General features: G+C 54.2%; 23 protein-coding genes and 2 tRNA genes. 17 read left to right on the forward strand and 8 right to left on the reverse strand.

Annotated elements, in window-relative coordinates; all coding sequences use genetic code 11:
- Window positions 1–62 precede the first annotated feature (62 nt).
- From AAIR21_RS04525 to AAIR21_RS04535, 3 genes are read left to right on the forward strand one after another with little or no spacing between them, the layout of a single operon-like run.
- Window positions 63–299 carry a DUF1656 domain-containing protein gene (locus AAIR21_RS04525; protein ID WP_020884333.1) on the forward strand — a complete coding sequence of 79 codons (237 nt, stop codon included), beginning with the start codon at window positions 63–65 and terminating at the stop codon, window positions 297–299.
- Between the two features lie 2 nt (window positions 300–301).
- The gene (locus AAIR21_RS04530; RefSeq protein WP_183516418.1) at window positions 302–1,162 is read left to right on the forward strand and encodes an efflux RND transporter periplasmic adaptor subunit; all 861 of its coding nucleotides are present in this window, start codon (window positions 302–304) and stop codon (window positions 1,160–1,162) included.
- Window positions 1,162–3,195 carry an FUSC family protein gene (locus AAIR21_RS04535; protein ID WP_020884335.1) on the forward strand — a complete coding sequence of 678 codons (2,034 nt, stop codon included), beginning with the start codon at window positions 1,162–1,164 and terminating at the stop codon, window positions 3,193–3,195. Before AAIR21_RS04530 ends, AAIR21_RS04535 begins: the two co-directional genes overlap by 1 nt.
- On the opposite strand, the gene sodC is transcribed toward AAIR21_RS04535, so the two are convergent.
- The 3 genes from sodC to AAIR21_RS04550 all read right to left on the reverse strand — a co-directional run bounded on the left by sodC (window position 3,174) and on the right by AAIR21_RS04550 (window position 4,957).
- Entirely contained in the window at window positions 3,174–3,692 is a 519-nt protein-coding gene (gene sodC, locus AAIR21_RS04540) for a superoxide dismutase [Cu-Zn] SodC (protein ID WP_020884336.1), read from the reverse strand. The two genes, AAIR21_RS04535 and sodC, sit on opposite strands and share 22 nt — an antisense overlap.
- An 80-nt stretch (window positions 3,693–3,772) precedes the next feature.
- Window positions 3,773–4,669, reverse strand: a complete 897-nt coding sequence (locus tag AAIR21_RS04545; protein WP_014169781.1) for an aldo/keto reductase — start codon at window positions 4,667–4,669, stop codon at window positions 3,773–3,775.
- A gap of 48 nt (window positions 4,670–4,717) precedes the next feature.
- A complete protein-coding gene (locus tag AAIR21_RS04550) occupies window positions 4,718–4,957 on the reverse strand; it encodes a DUF1289 domain-containing protein (protein WP_020884337.1) in 240 nt (79 codons plus the stop codon).
- Window positions 4,958–5,106: 149 nt separating this feature from the next.
- Between AAIR21_RS04550 and eptA the strand changes: the two genes are divergently transcribed.
- From eptA to rnt, 5 genes are all read left to right on the forward strand, one after another.
- Window positions 5,107–6,732, forward strand: a complete 1,626-nt coding sequence (gene eptA / locus AAIR21_RS04555) for a phosphoethanolamine transferase EptA (protein WP_047955503.1) — start codon at window positions 5,107–5,109, stop codon at window positions 6,730–6,732.
- A gap of 41 nt (window positions 6,733–6,773) precedes the next feature.
- Complete coding sequence (locus tag AAIR21_RS04560; protein ID WP_014169778.1) at window positions 6,774–7,373, forward strand: TetR/AcrR family transcriptional regulator; 600 nt, start codon at window positions 6,774–6,776, stop codon at window positions 7,371–7,373.
- A 53-nt stretch (window positions 7,374–7,426) separates the two neighbouring features.
- Entirely contained in the window at window positions 7,427–8,524 is a 1,098-nt protein-coding gene (locus AAIR21_RS04565) for an alkene reductase (protein ID WP_020884339.1), read from the forward strand.
- A 100-nt stretch (window positions 8,525–8,624) separates the two neighbouring features.
- Window positions 8,625–9,032, forward strand: a complete 408-nt coding sequence (gloA, locus tag AAIR21_RS04570) for a lactoylglutathione lyase (protein ID WP_020884340.1) — start codon at window positions 8,625–8,627, stop codon at window positions 9,030–9,032.
- Window positions 9,033–9,128: 96 nt separating this feature from the next.
- Entirely contained in the window at window positions 9,129–9,779 is a 651-nt protein-coding gene (rnt, locus tag AAIR21_RS04575; protein ID WP_014169774.1) for a ribonuclease T, read from the forward strand.
- 45 nt (window positions 9,780–9,824) lie between these two features.
- Here rnt and grxD read toward each other — a convergent pair whose 3' ends face one another.
- Complete coding sequence (grxD, locus tag AAIR21_RS04580; RefSeq protein WP_003832760.1) at window positions 9,825–10,172, reverse strand: monothiol glutaredoxin 4; 348 nt, start codon at window positions 10,170–10,172, stop codon at window positions 9,825–9,827.
- A 339-nt stretch (window positions 10,173–10,511) separates the two neighbouring features.
- Here grxD and AAIR21_RS04585 point away from each other — a divergent pair, with 339 nt between their 5' ends.
- Together AAIR21_RS04585 and sodB are read left to right on the forward strand one after the other, a co-directional pair.
- A complete protein-coding gene (locus AAIR21_RS04585; protein ID WP_014169773.1) occupies window positions 10,512–11,285 on the forward strand; it encodes a C40 family peptidase in 774 nt (257 codons plus the stop codon).
- A gap of 122 nt (window positions 11,286–11,407) precedes the next feature.
- Window positions 11,408–11,989, forward strand: a complete 582-nt coding sequence (gene sodB / locus AAIR21_RS04590) for a superoxide dismutase [Fe] (RefSeq protein ID WP_020884341.1) — start codon at window positions 11,408–11,410, stop codon at window positions 11,987–11,989.
- A 38-nt stretch (window positions 11,990–12,027) separates the two neighbouring features.
- Here the strand turns inward: sodB and AAIR21_RS04595 are convergent, their stop codons facing one another.
- A complete protein-coding gene (locus AAIR21_RS04595) occupies window positions 12,028–13,194 on the reverse strand; it encodes an MFS transporter (protein ID WP_020884342.1) in 1,167 nt (388 codons plus the stop codon).
- Window positions 13,195–13,357: 163 nt separating this feature from the next.
- Window positions 13,358–13,447 (reverse strand): YnhF family membrane protein, encoded by a 90-nt coding sequence (locus AAIR21_RS04600; protein WP_032670423.1) that lies wholly within the window; start codon window positions 13,445–13,447, stop codon window positions 13,358–13,360.
- 297 nt (window positions 13,448–13,744) lie between these two features.
- On the opposite strand from AAIR21_RS04600, the gene purR reads away from it, so the two are divergent.
- Entirely contained in the window at window positions 13,745–14,770 is a 1,026-nt protein-coding gene (gene purR, locus AAIR21_RS04605; protein WP_014169769.1) for an HTH-type transcriptional repressor PurR, read from the forward strand.
- Window positions 14,771–14,786: 16 nt separating this feature from the next.
- Here the strand turns inward: purR and punR are convergent, their stop codons facing one another.
- Window positions 14,787–15,698 (reverse strand): DNA-binding transcriptional activator PunR, encoded by a 912-nt coding sequence (punR, locus tag AAIR21_RS04610; RefSeq protein ID WP_025204357.1) that lies wholly within the window; start codon window positions 15,696–15,698, stop codon window positions 14,787–14,789.
- 115 nt (window positions 15,699–15,813) lie between these two features.
- Here punR and punC point away from each other — a divergent pair, with 115 nt between their 5' ends.
- Together punC and cfa are read left to right on the forward strand one after the other, a co-directional pair.
- Window positions 15,814–17,013, forward strand: a complete 1,200-nt coding sequence (gene punC / locus AAIR21_RS04615) for a purine nucleoside transporter PunC (RefSeq protein ID WP_183516421.1) — start codon at window positions 15,814–15,816, stop codon at window positions 17,011–17,013.
- A gap of 299 nt (window positions 17,014–17,312) precedes the next feature.
- The gene (cfa, locus tag AAIR21_RS04620) at window positions 17,313–18,461 is read left to right on the forward strand and encodes a cyclopropane fatty acyl phospholipid synthase (protein ID WP_014169766.1); all 1,149 of its coding nucleotides are present in this window, start codon (window positions 17,313–17,315) and stop codon (window positions 18,459–18,461) included.
- A gap of 28 nt (window positions 18,462–18,489) precedes the next feature.
- On the opposite strand, the gene AAIR21_RS04625 is transcribed toward cfa, so the two are convergent.
- The gene (locus AAIR21_RS04625; RefSeq protein ID WP_020884345.1) at window positions 18,490–19,131 is read right to left on the reverse strand and encodes a riboflavin synthase; all 642 of its coding nucleotides are present in this window, start codon (window positions 19,129–19,131) and stop codon (window positions 18,490–18,492) included.
- 225 nt (window positions 19,132–19,356) lie between these two features.
- On the opposite strand from AAIR21_RS04625, the gene mdtK reads away from it, so the two are divergent.
- The 4 genes from mdtK (at window position 19,357) to AAIR21_RS04645 (ending at window position 22,756) form a co-directional block, all read left to right on the forward strand.
- Entirely contained in the window at window positions 19,357–20,730 is a 1,374-nt protein-coding gene (mdtK, locus tag AAIR21_RS04630) for an MdtK family multidrug efflux MATE transporter (RefSeq protein WP_106503985.1), read from the forward strand.
- 153 nt (window positions 20,731–20,883) lie between these two features.
- Window positions 20,884–20,960, forward strand: a tRNA-Val gene (locus AAIR21_RS04635).
- A gap of 4 nt (window positions 20,961–20,964) precedes the next feature.
- Window positions 20,965–21,041: transfer RNA gene (locus AAIR21_RS04640), tRNA-Val, on the forward strand.
- 119 nt (window positions 21,042–21,160) lie between these two features.
- Window positions 21,161–22,756, forward strand: a complete 1,596-nt coding sequence (locus AAIR21_RS04645; protein WP_183516422.1) for an FAD-NAD(P)-binding protein — start codon at window positions 21,161–21,163, stop codon at window positions 22,754–22,756.
- Window positions 22,757–22,759 lie beyond the last annotated feature (3 nt).

Genomic DNA, 22,759 nt, shown 5'->3' on the forward strand with positions numbered 1-22,759 from the left:
ATGTTCCATCAGATTAAGACTCGCCCTCGCGGCATTTTGTTCACTGCAAAGGATCTCTGCCCGTGACGTTTTTTCAAAGCTCCGTGGGACTCCCCCTTCAGGACCTGATTTTCGGTGCGTCAGTCTACTTTCCGCCCTTGTTTAAGGCCGTCCTGGTCGGCTTTATGATTTGGCTCATAGCCCATCGCCTGCTTCGCGACTGGATGTACTCCGGCGAGATTTGGCACCCCATGTTAATGGACCTCTCCCTGTTTGCCCTTTCCGTATGCCTGGGCCTTGCTGTCTTGATTGTGTGGTGAATATGCCCCTGAAAACGCTGAAGTACTTTTCCACGCTGATTGTTCTTGCCCTGGCCCTGGTTGCCGGGTGGTGGCTCTGGAATTTTTATATGCAGTCACCCTGGACACGTGACGGCAAAGTGCGGGCTGAGCAGGTCAGCATTACCCCTCAGGTATCGGGCAGCATCACGACGCTTGTTGTGAGAGATAACCAGTACGTTAAAAAGGGTGACGTGTTATTCCGTATCGACGACACCCCCTATCATATTGCGATCCTTAACGCCCAGGCACAGCTGGCGAAGGCCCAGTCTGATTTAGCAAAAGCCAATAACGAAGCCAATCGCCGCCGGCATTTGTCGCGCAACTATATTTCCGCAGAAGATTTAGATACTGCCAATATCAACGTTAAGGCCATGCAGGCGAGCGTGAACGTCGCGGAGGCTACGCTCAAACAGGCGCAGTGGGAGCTGACACAAACCGTTATTACCGCGCCAGTCGATGGATGGATCACCAACCTGTCAGCCCGCGTGGGGAATTATGCCACCGCCGGGCAACCCGTTTTCGCCCTTGTCGACAGCCACTCGTTCTATGTGGTGGGTTATTTTGAAGAGACCAAGCTTCGCCATATTCGCGAAGGGTCTCCCGCTACCATTACGCTTTACAGCGGCTCGCAGAGGTTACAGGGTCACGTCTCCAGCATTGGCCGCGCCATCTACGATCAGAGTGTTGAAATGGATTCAGGCCTGGTACCGGACATCAAACCGAACGTGCCGTGGGTGCGTCTGGCCCAGCGCGTACCGGTTCGTGTGGAGTTTGACCATTTACCGCAGGGCATGACGCTGGTCTCCGGCACAACCTGCACCGTCGCCATCGGGACCCGTTGATGAACCTGCAGGCCTTCTCCTGGCGAAATACGCCGTGGATGAAAGCGACACGTCCGCAGTGGCGCTATGCGCTGCGTAATGGCATTGCGATGTGTCTGGCGCTGACTGTCGCCTATTACCTCAACCTTGATCAGCCCTACTGGGCAATGACCTCTGCCGCGGTGGTGAGTTTCCCCACCGTCGGCGGGGTGATCAGCAAAAGTCTTGGACGTATTGCTGGCAGCCTGTTGGGTGCCACCGCAGCGTTAATCATTGCAGGTCATACGCTGAACGATCCGTGGCTTTTTTTGTTGAGCATGGCGATATGGCTGGGCTTTTGTACCTGGGCCTGCGCGCACTTTACGAATAACGTTGCCTATGCCTTCCAGCTGGCTGGCTATACCGCCGCCATTATCGCCTTTCCGGTGGTGAATGTGCTCGATACCACCGAGCTGTGGGACATCGCTCAGGCGCGCGTCTGCGAAGTAATTGTCGGTATTCTGAGCGGCGGTTTCATGATGATGATCCTGCCGAGCACTTCCGATGGCACCGCGCTTATTACCGCCCTGAAGACCATGCATACTCGTTTACTGGAGCACGCAAGCCTGCTCTGGCAACCGGATACCAACGACGACATCCGTCTTGCGCACGAAAAGGTGATCGGCCAGATCCTGACCATGAATCTGTTACGCATTCAGGCCTTCTGGAGCCACTATCGCTTTCGTCGTCAGAACACCCTGCTGAACTATCTGTTGCATCAGCAGTTGCGTATGACCAGTTCAATCTCCAGCCTGCGCCGGATGCTGCTCAACTGGCCTACACCCCCTGCGCATACGCGCACCGTGATTGAAACGCTGCTTGCGGCGCTTGCACGCCCGGATGCCGACATCTACACCGTCGCGAAGATTATCGCCCCGCTCGCGCCAGTAGATGAGTACGATTACCGTCACCGCGCCTTCTGGCAGCGTCTCAACTATTTTTGCCGGTTGTATCTGCGCAGCAGCCGCTGGATTAACGCCGTGGAAAATGCCACCCCGGTCACCGAGTTCGCTGTCCCCGGTAGCCCGGCGCTGGCACGACACACAGACTCGATGGAGGCACTGTGGAGTGGTTTTCGTACCTTTTGCGCGCTCACGCTGGTTGGCGCGTGGAGTATCACCACCCAGTGGGAGTCAGGCCCTGCGGCCCTGACGCTTGCTGCTATCAGCTGCGTGCTGTACTCCGTCGCCGCGTCACCGTTCAACTCCCTCACGCTGCTGCTACGCACCCTGGTGCTGCTTTCGCTGTTTAGTTTTGCCGTGAAGTTTGGGTTGATGGTGCAGATAAGCGACCTGTGGCAGTTCCTTCTGTTCCTGTTCCCGCTGTTAACCACCATGCAGTTGCTGAAGCTGCAAATGCCCAAACTCGCGGGGCTGTGGGGACAGCTGATTGTATTTATGGGCTCGTTTATCTCCGTCACTAACCCGCCGGTTTATGACTACGCCGATTTTCTCAATGATAATCTGGCGAAGATCCTTGGCGTTGGGCTGGCGTGGCTGGCATTTGCGGTGTTACGTCCGGGTTCAGATGCGCGCAAGAGTCGCCGGCATATCCGCGAGTTACGCAGAGGTTTTGTCGACCAGTTGAGTCGAAAACCGCATTTACGTGAAAGTGAGTATGAATCGCTGGTCTATCACTATGTCAGCCAGCTCAATAACAGCCAGGACTCCCTTTCGCGCCGCTGGCTGTTGCGCTGGGGCGTGGTGCTGTTGAACTGCTCTCACGTGGTCTGGCAACTTAGGGCATGGGAAACACGTTCCGACCCGCTGTCGCAGGTTCGTGATGTCTGCATCACCCTGCTACGCGATGTCATGAGCGAACGCGGTGTCCAGCAACGGCCACTGGAAACCACGCTTGCTGAACTTCAGCGAATTTGCGATACCCTTGCGCACCACCACTCGCCTGCAGCACGAGATTTAGCCTCGATAATCTGGCGCCTGCACTGCTCACTGTCGCAGCTGGAACAGGCACCGGCTCCGGGTACAATTGGGGATCACATCACCCCGCAGGCATAGCGAGCCCCGCCACCGCCAAGCGGTTTTGGCTGATCGGACATATTGTCGCCGCCGACGTGGATCATCAGCGCCTTGCCTTTCACTTCATCCAGCTTTTTCAGCCGCGGCGCGACGACGGGATCCGTGGCTTTGCCGTCGTTATTCACCACCAGCACCGGCAAATCGCCCAGATGTCCCATACCGTCAGGACCTTCATGCTTACCGGTATGTTGTGGGTCGAGGTGGCCGCCTGCCGCCTCCGCAGCCGAGGCTTTACCCTCTTTTAATGCGGGCTGACAGCTACCGTTGGCATGGACATGGAAACCATGTTCACCAGGAGGAAGGGCTTTGAGATTGGGCGCGAATTCCAGTCCCTTGTCGGTTTCAGTGATTTTCACCGTGCCGATGGACTGACCTACACCCTGAGAGGTGACGAGATTCATTTCCACTTCATCACTGGCCGCCTGCGCACCTGCACAGACCACCAGCGTGACGAGAGCCAGAGTAAAACGCTTCATATGACCTCCACGGGTTGTTTTTTGCCCCTTAAGTTTATACCAGGGGGAAAAGATTTCACCGGAAAGTCACGTTTTACCGGTTACGGGACGTCGTAACCCAGCGCCGCTTTGCGGATGCGGAACCACTGCTGACGGGTCATCTGCAACTCTTCCGCGGCAATGGCGGCGCGTACGCGTTCAATTTTGCCCGAGCCAATGATCGGCAGTGGTTTTGACGGCAGACGCAGGATCCACGCGTACACCACCTGTTCGATGCTCCCGGCATTCAGTTCGCGGGCAATGGTCTCAAGCTCAGTGCGCAGCGGCTGGAATTCATCATCATTAAACAGACGTCCGCCGCCCAGACACGACCACGCCATCGGACGGATACGCAACTGCTGAAGCTGATCGAGCGTGCCATCCAGCAACAGCGGCTGATGAACCGGAGAAATTTCAACCTGGTTGGTGGCCAGGGTAAACGGCAGACGAGACTGCAGCAGCGCAAACTGTGCAGGGGTAAAGTTTGATACGCCGAAATGACGCACTTTGCCGCTTTGATGCAGATTCAGAAACGCTTCGGCCACCTCATCGGCATCCATCAACGGATCGGGGCGGTGGATCAGCAACAGATCGATATGATCGGTCGCCAGGTTAACCAGCGACTGTTCGGCGCTCTTAATGATGTGCGCGCTGTCGGTAATGTAATGGCCGAGAGCATGTTCCGGTTTTGCCGTCGTGGCAATCCCGCATTTGGTGACGATCTCCATGCGTTCGCGTAACGCAGGAACCAGTTTGAGTGCCTCGCCGAACGCGGCTTCACACTGATAGCCACCGTAAATATCAGCGTGATCGACCGTGGTGATCCCTAAGTCGAGATGCTCTTCAATAAAGCTTGCCAGCTGGAGGGGGGACATATTCCAGTCCATCAGGCGCCAGTAGCCCATCACAAAGCGGGAGAATTCTGGCCCCTGGGGGGCAAGGGTAATTCGCTGAACCATAACATTTTCCTCAAGGACGTGATGTCATGAGTATACGCAATTACCGTGTTAAAACAGTGAAGGTTGCTGGGGTTCTTCGGTGTCACCGGCTTTGTTTGCGCGTATTTTGCGCAGAAGTCGCTGTCGACAGAGACGGAGCACCTCCTGTTTCTGCGTGTCGCTGAAGTGTTGCCAGTTAAAACGCTCATCGCGCGTGCGCATGCAGCCACGGCAATATCCGCGTTCATCCACCTGACAAATACCCCGGCACGGGCTCTGGATGGGGAAAAACTCCAGTTGCTCTGCCACACTCACCTCCCGATAACGACTATCACCTACAGTGAAGACGCTAAACGTCCCGCGTGCAAGGGCTTTACCACAGTTTTGTGGCATTAAGGTTTCACTAATCTTCGTTCTCTATACTCGCCCCATCATTAAAATTGCAGGTTTTCTGATCGATGTGGCCAATCAAAAAGTTACAATGTAACGATATAAAATTTACTCTGGGCTGTGCACTTTTCTTTACCGTATTAAACGCGCTGTTTATTCAGCGTAGCTGGGCAATTATCGCGCCCGCGCATATCCATGACGTCCTCTTTGCCGCGTCCGTTCCACTGGTGCTGTTTTGCGGCTGGGTCATTGTTTTTAGTCTGCTTAATATCCCGTTTATCCGTAAGCCGCTGCTGATTGTCTTGACCGTCGGATGCGCCGCCGCGACCTACTTTATGTATACCTACGGCGCGGTTATCGATCAGAACATGATTGTTAACGTGTTTGAAACCAACTCTCAGGAAGCCACTGCCCTGGTGACGCCGCAGATGATCCTGTGGATTGTCGTTGCCGGTCTTGTTCCGTCCGTGGTACTGGCCATGACCCGCATTCGCACCGGGAAATGGTGGTACGCCCTGCTGACCCGTTTTGCCGCAATGCTCGGCGCCCTGCTGGTTATCATCCTCATCGCCGCCCTGTTTTATAAAGACTATGCGTCGCTGTTTCGCAATAACAAAAGCATCGTCAAAATGGTGACCCCCGCGAACTATGTCAGCGCGATGGTCAAATACAGCAAAATGCGCTGGTTTGCAGGCGATCAAACGCTGGTCCGGATCGGTGAAGATGCCCATAAAGGGCCGCTGATTGCAGGCCAACAAAAGAAAACCGTTCTGGTGCTGGTCATCGGCGAAGCGTCACGTGCCGCGAACTACTCGTTGAATGGCTACGGGCGTGAAACAAACCCCGAGCTGAAAAAGCAGGATGTGATTAACTTCCCGCAGGCCTCCTCCTGCGGCACCGAAACAGCCGTCTCCGTGCCCTGCATGTTCTCCGGTATGACGCGCAGTAAATACGATGCCGACCTGGCCCATCACCAGGAAGGGTTGCTGGACGTGCTCGCCCATGCGGGGATCAATATGCTGTGGCGTGACAATGATGGCGGTTGTAAAGGCGCCTGCGATCGCGTTCCCCATACCGACATGACCCAGTGGAAACTCGATCAGTTCTGCAAAGACAACTCCTGCATTGACGATGTGAACTTCACCCGTCTGGATAATGTCCTGGATGGCCTGAAGCAGGACTCCGTACTGGTCATCCACCTGATGGGCAGCCACGGCCCGGCATACTATCGCCGTTATCCGGATAATTTCCGCAAATTTACGCCAACCTGCGATACCAATGAAATTCAGGATTGCGATCACCAGGCGCTGATGAATACCTATGACAATACCATCCTGTATACCGACAGCATGGTCAGCAAAACCATCGATGCTCTGAAAGCGCGTCAGGCGAGCATGAATACAGCCCTGATTTACCTTTCGGATCACGGGGAGTCGCTGGGCGAAAGCGGGATTTATCTGCACGGCACGCCGTATCTGCTGGCACCAGAGCAACAAACGCACATTCCGTTTATGTTCTGGCTATCACCAGACTATGCGAAAAATTTCGGCGTCAACGCGCAGTGTTTACGTGACTATGCAGCAAAAAATGCGGTTTCGCAGGACAATTTGTTCTCTACTGTATTGGGTATGATGGACATTAAATCAAAGGTTTATCAACAGCAGCTGGATATTCTGAACGCATGTCGCCACTGAACACGCTTGCAATAGACCGAACGGTCTATTAGAGTGCGGCCATGAGCAGAAATACAGAACACGATACCCGAGAACATTTACTGGCGACCGGCGAGCGACTTTGCATGCATCGCGGGTTCACCGGTATGGGGTTGAGCGAGTTATTAAAAACCGCTGAGGTACCGAAGGGGTCATTTTATCACTACTTCCGGTCCAAAGAGGCGTTTGGCGTGGCAATGCTGGAGCGGCACTATGCCAGCTACCATCAGCGCCTGGCAGCTCACTTTGCCACGGGCGAAGGTAATTATCGCGATCGTGTTCTGCACTTCTATCAGGAAACGCTGAACCAGTTCTGTCAGCAGGGCATCATCAGCGGTTGCCTGACGGTAAAACTTTCTGCCGAAGTGTGCGATCTTTCAGAAGATATGCGCACAGCAATGGATAAAGGGGCCCGCGGGGTTATCGCCCTCATGGCACAGGCGCTGGAGAAAGGCCGCGATGAAAAAACGCTGACTTTTCCCGGCGAACCCTTAACCCAGGCGCAGGTTTTATACGCCCTCTGGTTAGGCGCGAACCTGCAGGCCAAGATTTCACGCAGTGCGGTGCCGCTTGAAAGCGCACTGGCACATGTAAAAAGCAGCATTACTACGCCTCGCGTATAGCAGGCGTTTTTATTTACGTAATTACTAGACGACTGGTCTACTCAGGAGCCTTTATGTCCGCTGAAAAATTATTTACCCCCTTGAAAGTGGGTGCCGTTACCGCGCCAAACCGTGTGTTCATGGCCCCGCTTACCCGTCTGCGCAGCATTGAGCCGGGTGATATCCCTACCCCGTTGATGGGTGAATATTACCGTCAGCGCGCAAGCTCTGGCCTGATCATCACCGAGGCCACCCAGATTTCTGCTCAGGCTAAGGGTTACGCTGGCGCACCTGGTCTGCACAGCCCGGAACAGATTGCCGCGTGGAAAAAAATCACGGCTGGCGTTCACGCTGAAGAGGGTCGTATTGCCGTCCAGCTGTGGCATACCGGTCGTATCTCTCACAGCAGCATCCAGCCTGGCGGTCAGGCACCGGTTTCCGCCTCTGCCCTGAGCGCGAACACCCGCACCTCCCTGCGTGATGAAAACGGCAATGCGATCCGTGTTGATACGTCTATGCCGCGCGCTCTTGAACTGGACGAGATCCCGGGGATTGTTAACGATTTCCGCCAGGCCGTGGCGAATGCGCGTGAAGCCGGTTTCGACCTGGTTGAACTGCACTCCGCGCATGGCTATCTGCTGCACCAGTTCCTGTCACCGTCCTCTAACCATCGTACCGACCAGTACGGCGGCAGCGTTGAAAACCGTGCGCGCCTGGTGCTGGAAGTGGTGGATGCCGTATGTCAGGAGTGGAGCCCGGACCGCATTGGTATCCGCGTGTCCCCGATTGGTTCTTTCCAGAACGTTGATAACGGCCCGGACGAAGAAGCGGATGCCCTTTATCTGATTGAAGAGCTGGCAAAACGGGGTATCGCGTATCTGCATATGTCCGAGCCAGACTGGGCCGGTGGTCAGCCTTACACTGAAGCCTTCCGTCAGAAAGTACGCGAACGCTTCCACGGTGTGATCATCGGTGCAGGTGCATATACCCCTGAGAAAGCTGAAGATCTGATTAGCAAAGGTTTGATCGACGCCGTTGCATTTGGTCGCGATTTTATCGCTAACCCTGATCTGGTCGCCCGTCTGCAGCAGAAAGCCGCGCTGAACCCTCAGCGTCCGGAAAGCTTCTACGGCGGCGGCGCTGAAGGTTATACCGACTACCCTACCCTGTAATCTCTTCATTGCTCATTGATAGCGGCGACCTTTCGCCGCTATACTAAAACATCGTTTCTGTTCAAATAGATATTCTATTCCATTGGTTAATGAGGAAATTATGCGCCTACTTCACACCATGCTGCGCGTTGGCGATCTGCAACGTTCTGTCGATTTCTACACTAACGTACTGGGTATGAAACTGCTGCGCACCAGCGAAAACCCGGAATATAAATACTCGCTGGCGTTTGTGGGTTACGGCCCGGAAACGGACGAAGCGGTCATCGAACTAACCTACAACTGGGGCGTGGACAGCTATGAGCTGGGCACCGCTTATGGTCATATCGCGCTGGAAGTGGACAACGCAGCCGAAGCCTGTGAACGTATTCGCAGCAACGGCGGTAACGTGACGCGTGAAGCTGGCCCGGTCAAAGGCGGCACCACCGTGATCGCGTTTGTTGAAGATCCGGACGGCTACAAAATCGAACTGATTGAAGCCAAAGACGCTGGTCGCGGTCTGGGCAACTGATCCCGCAGGGCGCAACATGCGCCCGTACTTTTACTGCATCCCCATCCAAAATTTGCCATAATGCGCACTGCTTTTTTCCCCATGTAAGAGACCCTGATGTCCGATAACGCTCAATTTAGCGGTCTGTGCGACCGTTTTCGTGGTTTTTATCCTGTTGTGATCGATGTTGAAACAGCCGGATTTAACGCTAAAACCGATGCGCTGCTTGAAATTGCCGCCATCACGCTGAAGATGGATGAACAGGGATGGCTTACACCGGACACCACGCTGCATTTCCACGTTGAACCGTTTGAAGGGGCCAACTTACAGCCCGAGGCGCTGGCCTTTAACGGCATCGATCCGCATAATCCGCTGCGTGGTGCGGTAAGTGAATATGACGCGCTGCACGCCATTTTTAAAATGGTGCGTAAAGGCATGAAAGAGAGCAACTGCAGCCGCGCCATTATGGTGGCGCATAACGCCACGTTCGATCACACCTTTACGATGGCCGCCGCTGAGCGCGCGTCGCTCAAGCGTAACCCTTTCCACCCGTTTGTGACCTTCGATACCGCGGCACTGAGCGGTCTGGCGTTGGGACAAACGGTATTATCAAAGGCCTGTATTACGGCAGGCATTGAGTTTGACGGTACGCAGGCGCATTCCGCACTTTATGACACCGAGCGGACGGCGGAGCTGTTTTGCGAAATTGTGAACCGCTGGAAGCGTCTGGGCGGCTGGCCACTGCCGATGGGTGACAGTGAAGAATAAAAAAAAGCGACCTCATGAGGTCGCTTTTTTGTCTTCGCAGACAACTTACTCCGCGTCTGGCTCTTCCGTTTTGTACTTCGCAGCCGTTTCTTTGATTAGCTGCTGCAGTTCGCCGCGCTGATACATTTCGATCAGGATATCGCAACCGCCGACCAGCTCACCGTCTACCCACAGCTGTGGGAACGTCGGCCAGTTAGCGTATTTAGGCAGCTCAGCGCGGATGTCCGGGTTCTGCAGGATATCAACGTAAGCAAAACGCTCACCACAGGCAGACAGCGCCTGAACCGCTTGCGCGGAGAAGCCACAGCTTGGCAGCTTCGGAGAACCTTTCATATACAGCAGAATCGGGTTTTCAGCGATCTGGCGCTGGATTTTTTCAATAGTGGTGCTCATGTCTTGCTTCCTTTAACTTCTGTTACGGCATTCGTCTGTCATTGTAGCGGTTCAGACTGCCATCGGAAAATAACATTTTTGTCACGTCTTTCTTATTTTACCGCGAGTGATGAAAAGTTGCATTGCAAATGGTGTTTAACCCTGCGGCACTCAGGGTTTTGTTTAGGGAGTGAACAATAGTGCGACAGATTGATGAATTTTTTTGCACTTGCTAACGAAACAGGATTGTAGATTGAAAAATGCTATTAACTTATCGGGTTTTTATAGATTAGAATCGACGGGCTTTGTAAATCATTCGCGGGTATTATTGATGACCTGCATTTATCAGGGGACTGCCCAGTGGCGCGGATAAATAAAATCTCGATCACGCTCTGTGCTTTACTGTTTACAACACTCACTTTCACGCCAGTGGCGAACGCCTCTCAACAGGCGCGGCACTCTGCTGTACAAAAAACGCATCTGGCCAAAACCACAGACCGTAAGAAAAAAACCACCAGCAAGAACGACAAAAAAAAGACCACCACCCAGACTAAAAAGACCGCCTCCAGCAAGACGAAAACAAAACCTTCCCGCACTGCCCACGCAACCAAAAGCAAAGCCTCGCAAACTGCAGCTAATCTCGTGACGGAAAAATGCATCCCCCGCAAAGGTCATAAAGCGAAATGCACGAAGGTCACGAAAATAGCGGAAGTGCATAAGGTTCGCGTGCAGAAAGCGCAAAAAACGGCGTTGAACAAACTGATGGGGCAGATTGGCAAACCCTATCGCTGGGGCGGCAGCTCACCGCGTACCGGTTTCGACTGCAGCGGCCTCGTCTATTACGCCTACAAAGATCTGGTGAAGTTCCGAATTCCACGTACCGCCAATGAGATGTATCACCTGCGCGACGCGTCACCGGTCAACCGCGGTGAACTGGAGAATGGCGATCTCGTCTTCTTCCGCACTCAGGGGCGCGGCACGGCTGACCACGTTGGCGTATATGTAGGCAACGGGAAATTTATCCAGTCCCCACGTAGCGGCCAGGACATCCAGATAACCTCTCTCAGTGAAGACTACTGGGTACGTCACTATGTCGGCGCACGCCGCGTGATGACGCCAAAAACCATTCGCTAACCCCTGCCCTGCCACAGCCGTGGCAGGGTAAGTTCCTCTTTTGCATACCCTTTCAATTTGCTATTCTGTCCCTGTTGTCTGTGTGGTTATTGGCAACATAAAAAACAATAAGGAGAGAAGCAATGTCGTTCGAATTACCTGCACTACCATATGCAAAAGACGCCCTGGCCCCGCACATTTCTGCGGAAACCCTGGAGTATCACTACGGCAAACATCACCAGACGTACGTCACCAATCTGAACAACCTGATCAAGGGCACCGATTTTGAAGGCAAAACGCTGGAAGAGATCGTCCGCAGTTCAGAGGGCGGTGTCTTTAACAATGCCGCTCAGGTGTGGAACCACACCTTCTACTGGCACTGCCTGGCACCGAATGCAGGCGGCGAACCTACGGGTGAACTGGCTGGCGCGATTAACGCGGCGTTTGGCAGCTTTGCTGATTTTAAAGCGAAGTTTACGGATGCTGCAGTCAAGAACTTCGGTTCTGGCTGGACGTGGCTGGTGAAAGACGCGGACGGCAAACTGGCTATCGTTTCCACCTCGAACGCGGGTACGCCACTGACCACCAGCGCAACGCCGCTGATGACCGTGGACGTCTGGGAACACGCTTACTACATTGATTACCGTAACGCGCGCCCGAACTACCTGGAGCACTTCTGGGCACTGGTTAACTGGGCGTTTGTGGCGAAGAACTTCGCCGCGTAAGAGACACGCAGAAGGGGTTGCCCTTCTGCGTTTTTTCATTATTTAGCAGCGCACGCTGCTTCCGGCTGTTTACGGCCAGACATCATCACTAACAGCAGGCCGAGCGCGGCAATTATCGCCCCCATCACCGGCACAAAGCTGTATCCCAGGCCGCCAGAAATGACGGCACCACCGGCAGCGGCACCGAGCGCATTGCCAAGGTTAAACGCGCCAATATTGACCGACGACGAGAGACCCGGTGCCTCATGGGCAACGCGCATCACGCGCATCTGCAGCGGCGGAACCACGGCAAAGGTCGCAGCCCCCCAGACAACCATCGCCATCGCCGCCCCGACTTCATTACGCGCCAGCCATGGAATGGCGATCATGATGACAATCAGCAGCGTTAAAAAGCCTTTCAGCGTCCCGCTCACGGAACGATCGGCGAATTTCCCGCCGAGATAGTTGCCTATAGAGAACCCGACACCAATCAGCACCAGCATCGCGGTCACAAAGAGAGGCGTCGCGTGGGTGATATCGTGCAACACCGGTGAAATATAGGTGTACAGAGTAAACATGGCGCCCGCCCCCAGTACGGTGGTCAACAGCGCGGAGAGCACCTGCGGGCGCATCAGTACCGACAGCTCTTTGCGGACGTCAGGACGTTCACCAGCGCTGCCTTTCGGCAAGGAGAAGTACAACGCCACCATGGCGATAACACCCAGCACGGCCGTCGCCAGGAACGACATGCGCCAGCCTATCGCCTCACCCAGCCAGGTTGCGGCAGGTACACCGCCAATGTTGGCAATCGTCAGACCCATAAACATGGTTGCCACGGCACTCGCCTGCTTGTGTTTTGGCACCACGCTTGCGGCCACAACCGATCCCAGCCCAAAGAACGCGCCGTGGTTAAGGCTGGTCAGAATGCGGGACAACATCAGGGTGGTGTAATCCGGCGCAATCGCGGAGAGCACGTTGCCCAGCGTAAATATCGCCATCAGGAAAATCAGCGCATTGCGGCGCGCGCGGTGTGAAAGCAGAAGCGTCATGAGCGGTGCCCCCACCATCACGCCAATGGCGTAGGCGCTGATGAGCATCCCGGCCGCCGGGATAGAAACATCCACGCCCCGGGCGATAACAGGCAGTAACCCCATCGGGGAGAATTCAGTGGTGCCAATCCCAAAAGCGCCAATCGCCAGGGCAAGCAGGGGAAAATTGATTTTCATGCGTCAACTCCGGATGCCGTGTCATGTCGTGACACAGAACAAAGAAGCCGAAATCATGACATCAATCACAAAAAATGAGAAGTTAACAAATTGGCAAAAGATTTTTGCCGCAGGCGTAACAATCAGGAAAACTGAGAGGGAGAGAGCTCTCCCTCCGTGTAAATCAGTGCAATGCAGCCGTCAGACCCGCCGCAACAATCAGAGCCAGTACAATAACGGTGGTCACCAGCGAAAACTTCAGATCGTAGCTCATCAATTTTTCTCCTTTTAATCTCCCCACGAAAAGTGAGCCTGCTCATTTTTACACAGTTTAGTTCAAAAATCTTCCTGGATTTAAACTGATAACCACTTTAGCTCTTCCCCTTTTCATCAAGATAGGACAAAATTCCACGCTAAATTTATTAGCGTACCGGCCATTGACCCCCTCCTGACGTCCTGTGTCGTTTTCCCGGCGTGCCGCAATTCAAGATTGCGTGATAAGGGTGAGAGAAGGCAAACGTTTACCTTCAAGTTTTTCAGGAGTTTAGGATATGGTCTGGAGTGACATTTAATGGCAACAATTAAAGACGTAGCAAAACGCGCAAACGTTTCCACTACAACCGTATCACATGTAATTAACAAAACCCGCTTTGTGGCGGAAGAGACGCGCAACGCCGTCTGGGCGGCAATCAAAGAATTACACTATTCACCGAGTGCGGTGGCGCGCAGCCTCAAAGTTAATCACACCAAATCCATTGGTTTGCTGGCAACCAGCAGTGAAGCGGCCTATTTTGCCGAGATCATTGAAGCGGTCGAGAAAAACTGCTTCCAGAAAGGCTATACCCTGATTCTGGGCAACGCGTGGAACAGCATTGAAAAACAGCGCGCTTATCTCTCCATGATGGCGCAAAAGCGTGTGGATGGCCTGCTGGTGATGTGTTCAGAGTATCCGGAGTCCGTGCTTTCCATGCTGGAAGAGTACCGCCATATTCCTATGGTAGTCATGGACTGGGGCGAAGCACGTGCAGACTTCACCGACTCCGTCATCGATAACGCGTTTGAAGGCGGCTATATGGCAGGCCGTTATCTGATTGAACGCGGTCACCGCGAGATTGGTGTGATCCCGGGTCCACTGGAGCGCAACACCGGAGCCGGGCGTCTGGCCGGGTTTATGAAAGCCATGGAAGAGGCGCTGATTACCGTGCCGGAAAACTGGATCGTGCAGGGTGACTTTGAACCGGAATCCGGTTACCGCGCAATGCAGCAGATTGTCTCCCAGTCGCATCGCCCGACAGCCGTTTTCTGTGGCGGTGACATTATGGCGATGGGTGCTCTCTGTGCCGCCGATGAACTGGGTCTGCGCGTGCCGCAGGACATTTCCGTGATCGGGTATGACAACGTGCGCAACGCGCGCTTCTTTACCCCGGCGCTGACCACCATCCACCAGCCAAAAGACTCGCTGGGTGAAACGGCCTTCAATATGCTGATGGACAGGATCGTCAACAAGCGTGAAGAGTCTCAGTCCATTGAAGTTCACCCGCGTCTTATCGAACGCCGTTCCGTTGCGGATGGTCCGTTCCGCGACTATCGTCGTTAATCTTTTACGGGGCCAGTTATACTGGCTCCCGTAGCCATTCCCGGTTAAGCGTCTCACTGTCTCCCAGGTAATCCAGAAGCCAGGCCATTGCGGGCGACACATCATTTTGTTGCCAGGTGAGGCAACAGGCCGCATCCGGAAAAGGATTTTCCAGCGTCAGTTCAACCCATTCACCGGTGTCGATTCGGGGCCGCGCAAAATGGCCAGGGACCATGGCAACGCACAGCCCTGCGCTGAGGCATGTTGCTGAGGATTCCCAGTCCGGCGCAACCACCCGTCGCTGGTTATCCAGCAGCCAGGTAATGCGTTTGGGCAACGAACGCGAGGTATCTTCCAGCACCAGCGATGGCCAGTTACGCAGCGTTTCGTCGCTGAGCGGCCCGTCCAGGTCAGCCAGCGGATGATCGCTTGCCACCACACATTTCCAGCTGAGCATGCCCATGTCGCGAAAGGCAAAGCGTCCCCCAACCGGAATCGCCTGCGTGGCACCGATCGCCATCTCTGCCCTGCCATCCGCCAGCGCATCCCAGACGCCGTTAAACACTTCCTGGGATACCCGCAATTCGACATCCGAGAAATGGCGATAGAAATCGACAATCATCTGCCGGGTACGTTCCGGTTTTACGATGTTATCCACGGCAATGGAAAGATGTCCTCGCCAGCCGTTAGCGATCTGCTGACACTGTTCGCGGGTGATCTGCATTTTTTTGATAACAGAACGCCCTTCTTTCAAAAACCATGCCCCGGCGGGCGTTAATTCCACATCACGGTGACGCCGTTCAAACAGCGGAACGGCCAGCCATTCCTCAAGCTGACGCACCGTATAGCTGATTGCCGAGGGGACGCGGTGCAACTCCTGCGCTGCACCGCTAAAGCTGCCGTTGCGTGCAACAGCATCGACCACTTCAAGAGAATAATCTGACCACATTTTCTGCCTGCAAAAATTTTGAATGCACTCGCCAAATATTAGCGTTTCACAAGCTGCTTTGCACTCCCTACACTCTGCGCAAACATAGACCTGCCTCCCTCAGGAGAAAAAAACAATGCAACCCAGGAAAGGATTTTTAGTCTGGCTCGGTGGTTTAAGCGTGCTGGGCTTTTTAGCCACTGATATGTACCTGCCCGCCTTCGCCGCAATGCAGGAAGATTTACAGACCCCGGCGGCAGCCATCAGCGCCAGCCTGAGCTTATTCCTCGCGGGCTTTGCCTTCGCGCAGCTGCTCTGGGGGCCTCTCTCTGACCGCTTTGGCCGTAAACCGGTGCTGTTGCTGGGGCTGGCTATCTTTGCCGTCGGCTGTCTGGGAATGTTATGGGTACGCGATGCAACCTGGCTGCTGGTACTGCGCTTCGTGCAGGCCGTTGGCGTCTGTGCTGCTGCGGTGACCTGGCAGGCGCTGGTCACCGACTACTATCCGGCCAACCGTACAAACCGCATTTTCGCCACCATTATGCCGCTGGTAGGGCTTTCGCCTGCCCTCGCCCCGCTGCTCGGGAGCTGGATCCTGGCGCATTTCGACTGGCAGGCCATTTTCGCTACGCTGTTTGCCATCACGCTGGTCCTGATGATCCCGGCATTCACACTCAAGGCGGCACATAAGAAAGAGACGCCTGCTGACACGACACCGGTGACCTTCACCTTTCTGCTGAGCACCAAAGCGTACCGCGGTAATGTCCTGATTTATGCCGCCTGCTCGGCGAGTTTCTTCGCGTGGCTGACCGGTTCGCCGTTCATTCTTCACGATATGGGTTACAGCCCGGCCGCCATTGGTCTGAGCTATGTCCCGCAGACCATCGCGTTTCTGGTCGGGGGCTATGGCTGTCGCGCGGCGCTGCAAAAATGGGAAGGCCAGCAGATGCTGCCCTGGCTGCTGGTACTCTACGCGCTGAGTGTGATCGCCACCTGGGCTGTGGGCTTTATCCCGGGCGCAGGTCTGGCAGAAATTCTGATTCCCTTCTGCGTGATGGCCGTGGCGAACGGTGCGATTTACCCTATCGTCGTGGCCCAGGCGTTACGTCCGTTCCCACAGGCAACAGGTCGTGCGGCCGCGCTTCAGAATACCCTGCAGCTGGGTCTGTGCTTCCTGGCAAGCCTGGTGGTCTCTGCGCTGATTGCCACGCCGCTCCTGACCACCACCAGCGTCATGCTGGTTACGGTTGCGCTGGCCCTTCTGGGATACCGTATGCAGTCAGCGGCACAACGTGAGCTGGATGACCGCGCAGAGGTGAAAACCTCGCATGCATAATCGCGCCAGAAATTATGTTAAATATCAGTGATTAGGTTGCTAAGAATTTTCTATTGAATCACCAAATTTTGAGGCCTATACTAAATTTGGTTCGATTAAATACGATAAATATTAAGTGTTAACGGGAGCCGGAGCGCTCCCGTTTTACCATGGAAGGCATTTCGGCAAGGGTTATCTCCCTTCCTCTGTTCTACGTCGGATACTAGCCTCACGGGGAAATACCGTGAGATTTCTCACAAACCATAAAAAGCGTCTACGCTGTTTGAAGGTTCTGATCACAGTAAGGTGATGGAGAAGCTATGAGTTCATCGTGTATAGAAGAAGTCAGCGTTCCGGACGATAACTGGTCCCGGATCGTCAGTGAACTGTTAGGTCGTGCAGGCATCACTATTAATGGATCTTCACCATCCGATCCACAGGTTAAGCATCCCGACTTTTTTAAACGCGTATTGCGAGAGGGATCGTTAGGCCTGGGGGAAAGTTATATGGACGGCTGGTGGGAGTGTGAACGGTTGGATATGTTTTTCTCCAGCGTTTTACGCGCCGGTCTGGAAAACCAGCTCCCCCGCAATCTGAAAGATACATTACGTGTCGCCTCCGCCCGGCTGTTTAATCTGCAAAGCAAAAAACGGGCGTGGATCGTCGGCAAGGAGCATTACGACCTCGGTAATGACCTGTTCAGCCGCATGCTCGATCCTTTCATGCAATATTCCTGCGCCTACTGGAAAGAGGCCTCAACCCTTGAAGAAGCCCAGCAGGCTAAGCTGCGTCTGATTTGTGAAAAACTGCAGCTACAGCCGGGCATGCGTGTGCTGGATATCGGCTGTGGATGGGGTGGTCTGGCCTATTTTATGGCGAAGCATTATGGTGCCAGCGTGGTCGGTGTGACCATTTCAGCTGAACAGCAAAAAATGGCACGGGAGCGCTGCCAGGGCCTTGATGTGGATATTCGCCTTCAGGATTATCGCGACCTGAACGAGCAGTTTGATCGCATAGTCTCCGTCGGCATGTTCGAACACGTGGGGCCGAAAAACTATGACACCTACTTCAGCGTGGTGGACCGTAACTTGAAACCTGACGGCATCTTCCTGCTGCACACCATTGGTTCTAAGCGCACCGACAATAACGTCGATCCGTGGATCAACAAATACATCTTTCCGAATGGCTGTTTGCCGTCCGTTCGCCAGATTGCTAACGCCAGTGAACCTCATTTCATTATGGAAGACTGGCATAACTTTGGCGCGGATTATGACACCACGTTGATGGCATGGCATTCACGTTTCCAGGAAGCCTGGCCAGAAATTGCGGACAACTATTCTGAACGGTTTAAACGGATGTTCAGCTATTATCTCAATGCCTGCGCAGGCGCCTTTCGCGCGCGTGATATTCAACTTTGGCAGGTTGTTTTCAGCCGAGGGATAGAACACGGTTTGCGGGTCGCACGCTAAAAAAAACCCCGGATTTCCGGGGTTCATTTTATTCTTCTTCTGCGGTCTTTATTATTGCGGCTTCTTTTGCCGCCAACAGCCGCTCAACGGTATCCACAACCGCCTGAGTCTGCGGATCGATTTCGATATTAACCCGATGCCCCAGTTTTTTCGCCCCCAGGGTTGTACGCTGGAGAGTTTCAGGAATTAAATGCACGCAGAAACGGGTCGGCGTCACTTCCCCAACCGTCAGGCTAATCCCATCAATACCAATAAATCCTTTATACAGGATGTATTTCATTAATGAAGGATCCTGCACTTTAAACCAGATTTGACGGTTATTTTCCGAGGTGACAATCTTCGCCACTTCCGCGGTGGTCATAATATGGCCTGACATCAGATGGCCGCCAATCTCATCGCTGAACCTGGCCGCACGCTCTACGTTTACGGTATCCCCTACCACCAGCTCGCCCAGGTTGGTGATGCGCAGCGTCTCTTTCATTAAATCAAAGCTAATCTGGTTCCCGTTAATTTCGGTTACCGTCAGGCAACAGCCGTTATGTGCAATCGAGGCGCCAGTTTCAATGCCATCAAGCATATATTCCGGAAGCTCAACCACATGAGTTCGGAAATTAGGTTTTTCATCAATGGACACCACTTTGGCGGTGCCCTGCACAATACCAGTAAACATGCTTACAACTCCTGTTTTTTCCGGACGGTGGTGACACCGTTTAATCCCACCACAATAACAGTTGGAAAAACAGGTTGCCAGCGGAGCGCATTTTGTGGCGATTTTTTCACTAGATAAATAGCTAAACCCCGCTACAATAGCTGGCACCCCCCTGCATTTTCTTCTTGCTGCCAGTTACGGCGGCCTTTTTAGTCTCTCAAATAACTAGAATATAAAGGTGTTCACGTGCAGAAGTACATGAATGAAGCGCGCCAGTTATTGGCACTGGCTATACCAGTGATCATCGCGCAAGTAGCCCAGACCGCAATGGGATTTGTGGATACGGTAATGGCGGGTGGCTACAGCGCCACCGATATGGCCGCCGTGGCAATAGGCACCTCGATCTGGCTTCCGGCCATCCTGTTTGGCCACGGCCTGCTGCTCGCCCTCACCCCGGTTATCGCTCAGCTAAATGGCTCAGGGCGACGTGAACGTATTGCCCATCAGGTTCGACAGGGGTTCTGGCTGGCAGGGTTTGTCTCCGTGCTGATAATGGTTGTGCTGTGGAATGCCGGTCATATCATCCGCGCCATGCATAATATTGACCCGGCACTGGCTGACAAAGCCGTCGGCTATCTGCGGGCCCTGCTGTGGGGTGCGCCTGGCTATCTGTTCTTCCAGGTCGCGCGTAACCAGTGTGAAGGTCTGGCGAAAACCAAGCCCGGAATGGTAATGGGCTTTATCGGCTTGCTGGTGAATATTCCGGTGAACTACATCTTCATCTATGGTCACTTCGGTATGCCGGAGCTCGGCGGCGTCGGCTGCGGCGTGGCGACGGCTGCCGTCTATTGGGTGATGTTCTTCAGTATGATCTCCTATGTGAAACGTGCCCGTTCAATGCGCGATATCCGCAATGAACGTTCGTTCAGCACGCCGGACTGGAACATCATGACGCGTCTGGTGCAGTTAGGCCTGCCGATTGCGCTGGCGCTGTTCTTTGAAGTGACGCTGTTTGCCGTGGTCGCCCTGCTGGTTTCTCCGCTCGGCATTGTGAATGTAGCCGGTCACCAGATTGCGCTGAACTTCAGTTCCCTGATGTTCGTATTGCCGATGTCGCTGGCCGCAGCGGTGACCATTCGCGTGGGCTTTCGTCTGGGGCAAGGTTCGACACTGGATGCGCAAACGGCGGCCCGCACGGGGCTTGGCGTCGGTGTCTGTATGGCCATCTGTACGGCACTGTTTACCATCACGCTGCGTGAGCAAATTGCCCTGCTTTACAACGACAACCCGGAAGTGGTGGCCCTGGCCTCCCATCTGATGCTGCTTGCCGCGGTGTACCAGATCTCCGACTCCATACAGGTGATTGGCAGCGGCGTACTGCGTGGGTATAAAGATACGCGTTCGATCTTCTTTATCACCTTCATCGCTTACTGGGTGCTGGGTCTGCCGTGTGGTTATATCCTGGCGCTTACCGACCTGGTGGTTGACCGCATGGGGCCGGCAGGATTCTGGATGGGCTTTATCATCGGCTTAACCTCTGCGGCAATTATGATGATGCTGCGCATGCGCTTCCTGCAACGCCAGTCATCCGCGGTAATATTGCAACGCGCTGCACGTTAAATACACAGTAGCCGCCAGCTGGCGGCTACTTTCTCTTCACTTTGCGCGGTAATAAAGCAATCGCGTGAAATCAGAGAGAAAAATGCATTTTCCCTCTTGCCTCAACGATGCTGTGCCGCTAATATTCGTCCCCGTTGTCACCGACAACACGTTGCGTTCATAGCTCAGTTGGTTAGAGCACCACCTTGACATGGTGGGGGTCGTTGGTTCGAGTCCAATTGAACGCACCATTCTGCGTCCGTAGCTCAGTTGGTTAGAGCACCACCTTGACATGGTGGGGGTCGGTGGTTCGAGTCCACTCGGACGCACCATTTCAGTCCTGAAATGGTGCAAATCCTCTTCTTAATGCCTGATTTTTCTTAATACCCCAATTTCATCATTATTCTCCTGCTACGCTTTTCTTATGGAAAAAAAAACAGGAAGACTGTCGATGAAGAAAATCGCCATTATCGGCTCCGGCCCTACAGGGATTTACACCTTTTATTCTCTTCTTAAGAACGCGTCGCCGCTCTCTGTCTCCGTTTTTGAACAGGCAGACGAAGCTGGCGTGGGAATGCCCTACAACGACGACGATAACTCTCGCCTGATGCTGGCCAACATTGCCAGCATTGAAATCCCGCCCCTTTTTATGACCTACCTCGACTGGCTTAAGCGCCAGAGTGAAGCCCATCTGGCGCGCTTTAAGGTTGATAAAGCCACCTTGCATGACAGACAGTTTTTGCCCCGTATTCTGCTGGGCGAGTATTTTCGCGACAGTTTCCAGACGATAGTCCAGGAAGCTAAGAGGCGGGGATTTCAGGTTGAGATCCACACGTCTGCCACCGTCACCGATGTTGCCCCGTCCTCCTCCGGCGTGACGCTTTCGGTCAATGACTCGCCGTTTCCGGAACGATTCGATCTCGCCGTGATCGCCACCGGGCATGTCTGGCCAGAAGAAGAGGAAGCCACGCGCGCGTATTTCCCAAGCCCGTGGTCAGGGTTGATGGATGCCCGCATCCGCCCCTGCCGCGTCGGTATTATGGGAACATCCTTAAGCGGGCTGGACGCGGCGATGGCCGTGGTCATGCAGCACGGTGAGTTTCGCGACGGCACATTCCTCCTCGATAAAGGAAGTGAAGCGTTAAAAATTGTACTCATGTCCAGGACCGGGATTCTGCCAGAGGCCGATTTTTACTGCCCTATTCCGTACGAACCGCTGTCGGTATTAACCGAATCGGTACTCGAAGCCGAAATCGCCAAAGGATCAGACGGTCTGCTTGACCGCATTTTCGCCCTGATGGTGAAAGAGCTTGAACTCGCCGACCCGGCCTGGTGTGAGAAAATATCGCTGCGCATGCAGACGGCGGACAGCCTTCGCGAAGCGTGGTTTGAGGATCGAAAACAGCACGGTCCGTTTACCTGGGCTGAAGAGAACCTGAATGAGGTCGAGCGGAACAAACGTGACCGGCGCACGGTGGCCTGGCGCTACACCGTGCTTCGGCTGCATGAAGTGGTTCAGGAGATGGTTCCTCATCTTACCGAGGAGGACGCTGAACGCTTTAAAAACGGGCTGGCGCGCGTCTTTATCGACAACTATGCCGCCATTCCCCCGCAGTCGATTCGCAGGCTTCTCGCGCTTCGTGAGGCCGGCATCATTAGTGTTGTGGCGCTGGGTGATGATTACACGCTGGATATTGGCAGCGCGCAGACGGTGATCGCCACTAAAGAGACGACCTACCGTTTCGACGTCTTTATTGATGCCCGCGGGCAAAAGCCGCTTAAAACAAAAGATCTGCCCTTCCCTACGCTGCGCAAGCAGCTACAGGCGACGGGCGATGAGATCCCGGATATTGGCGAGGATTACACGTTAAAAGTGCCGGAAATGCTTCGCGGACGCATTGCATTTGGCGCAATCCCGTGGCTGATGCACGATCGCCCTTTTGTTCAGGGACTGGCGGAATGTGCAGAGATAGCAGAGGCGATGGCAAAAGCCGCAGAGAAAACCGCATCGGGTTCAAGAAGGAAATTACCGTACAGTGATGACTGACAG

Origin of the sequence: Enterobacter sp. PTB, from assembly GCF_051130085.1 — a bacterium.
Lineage (GTDB): Bacteria > Pseudomonadota > Gammaproteobacteria > Enterobacterales > Enterobacteriaceae > Enterobacter > Enterobacter ludwigii.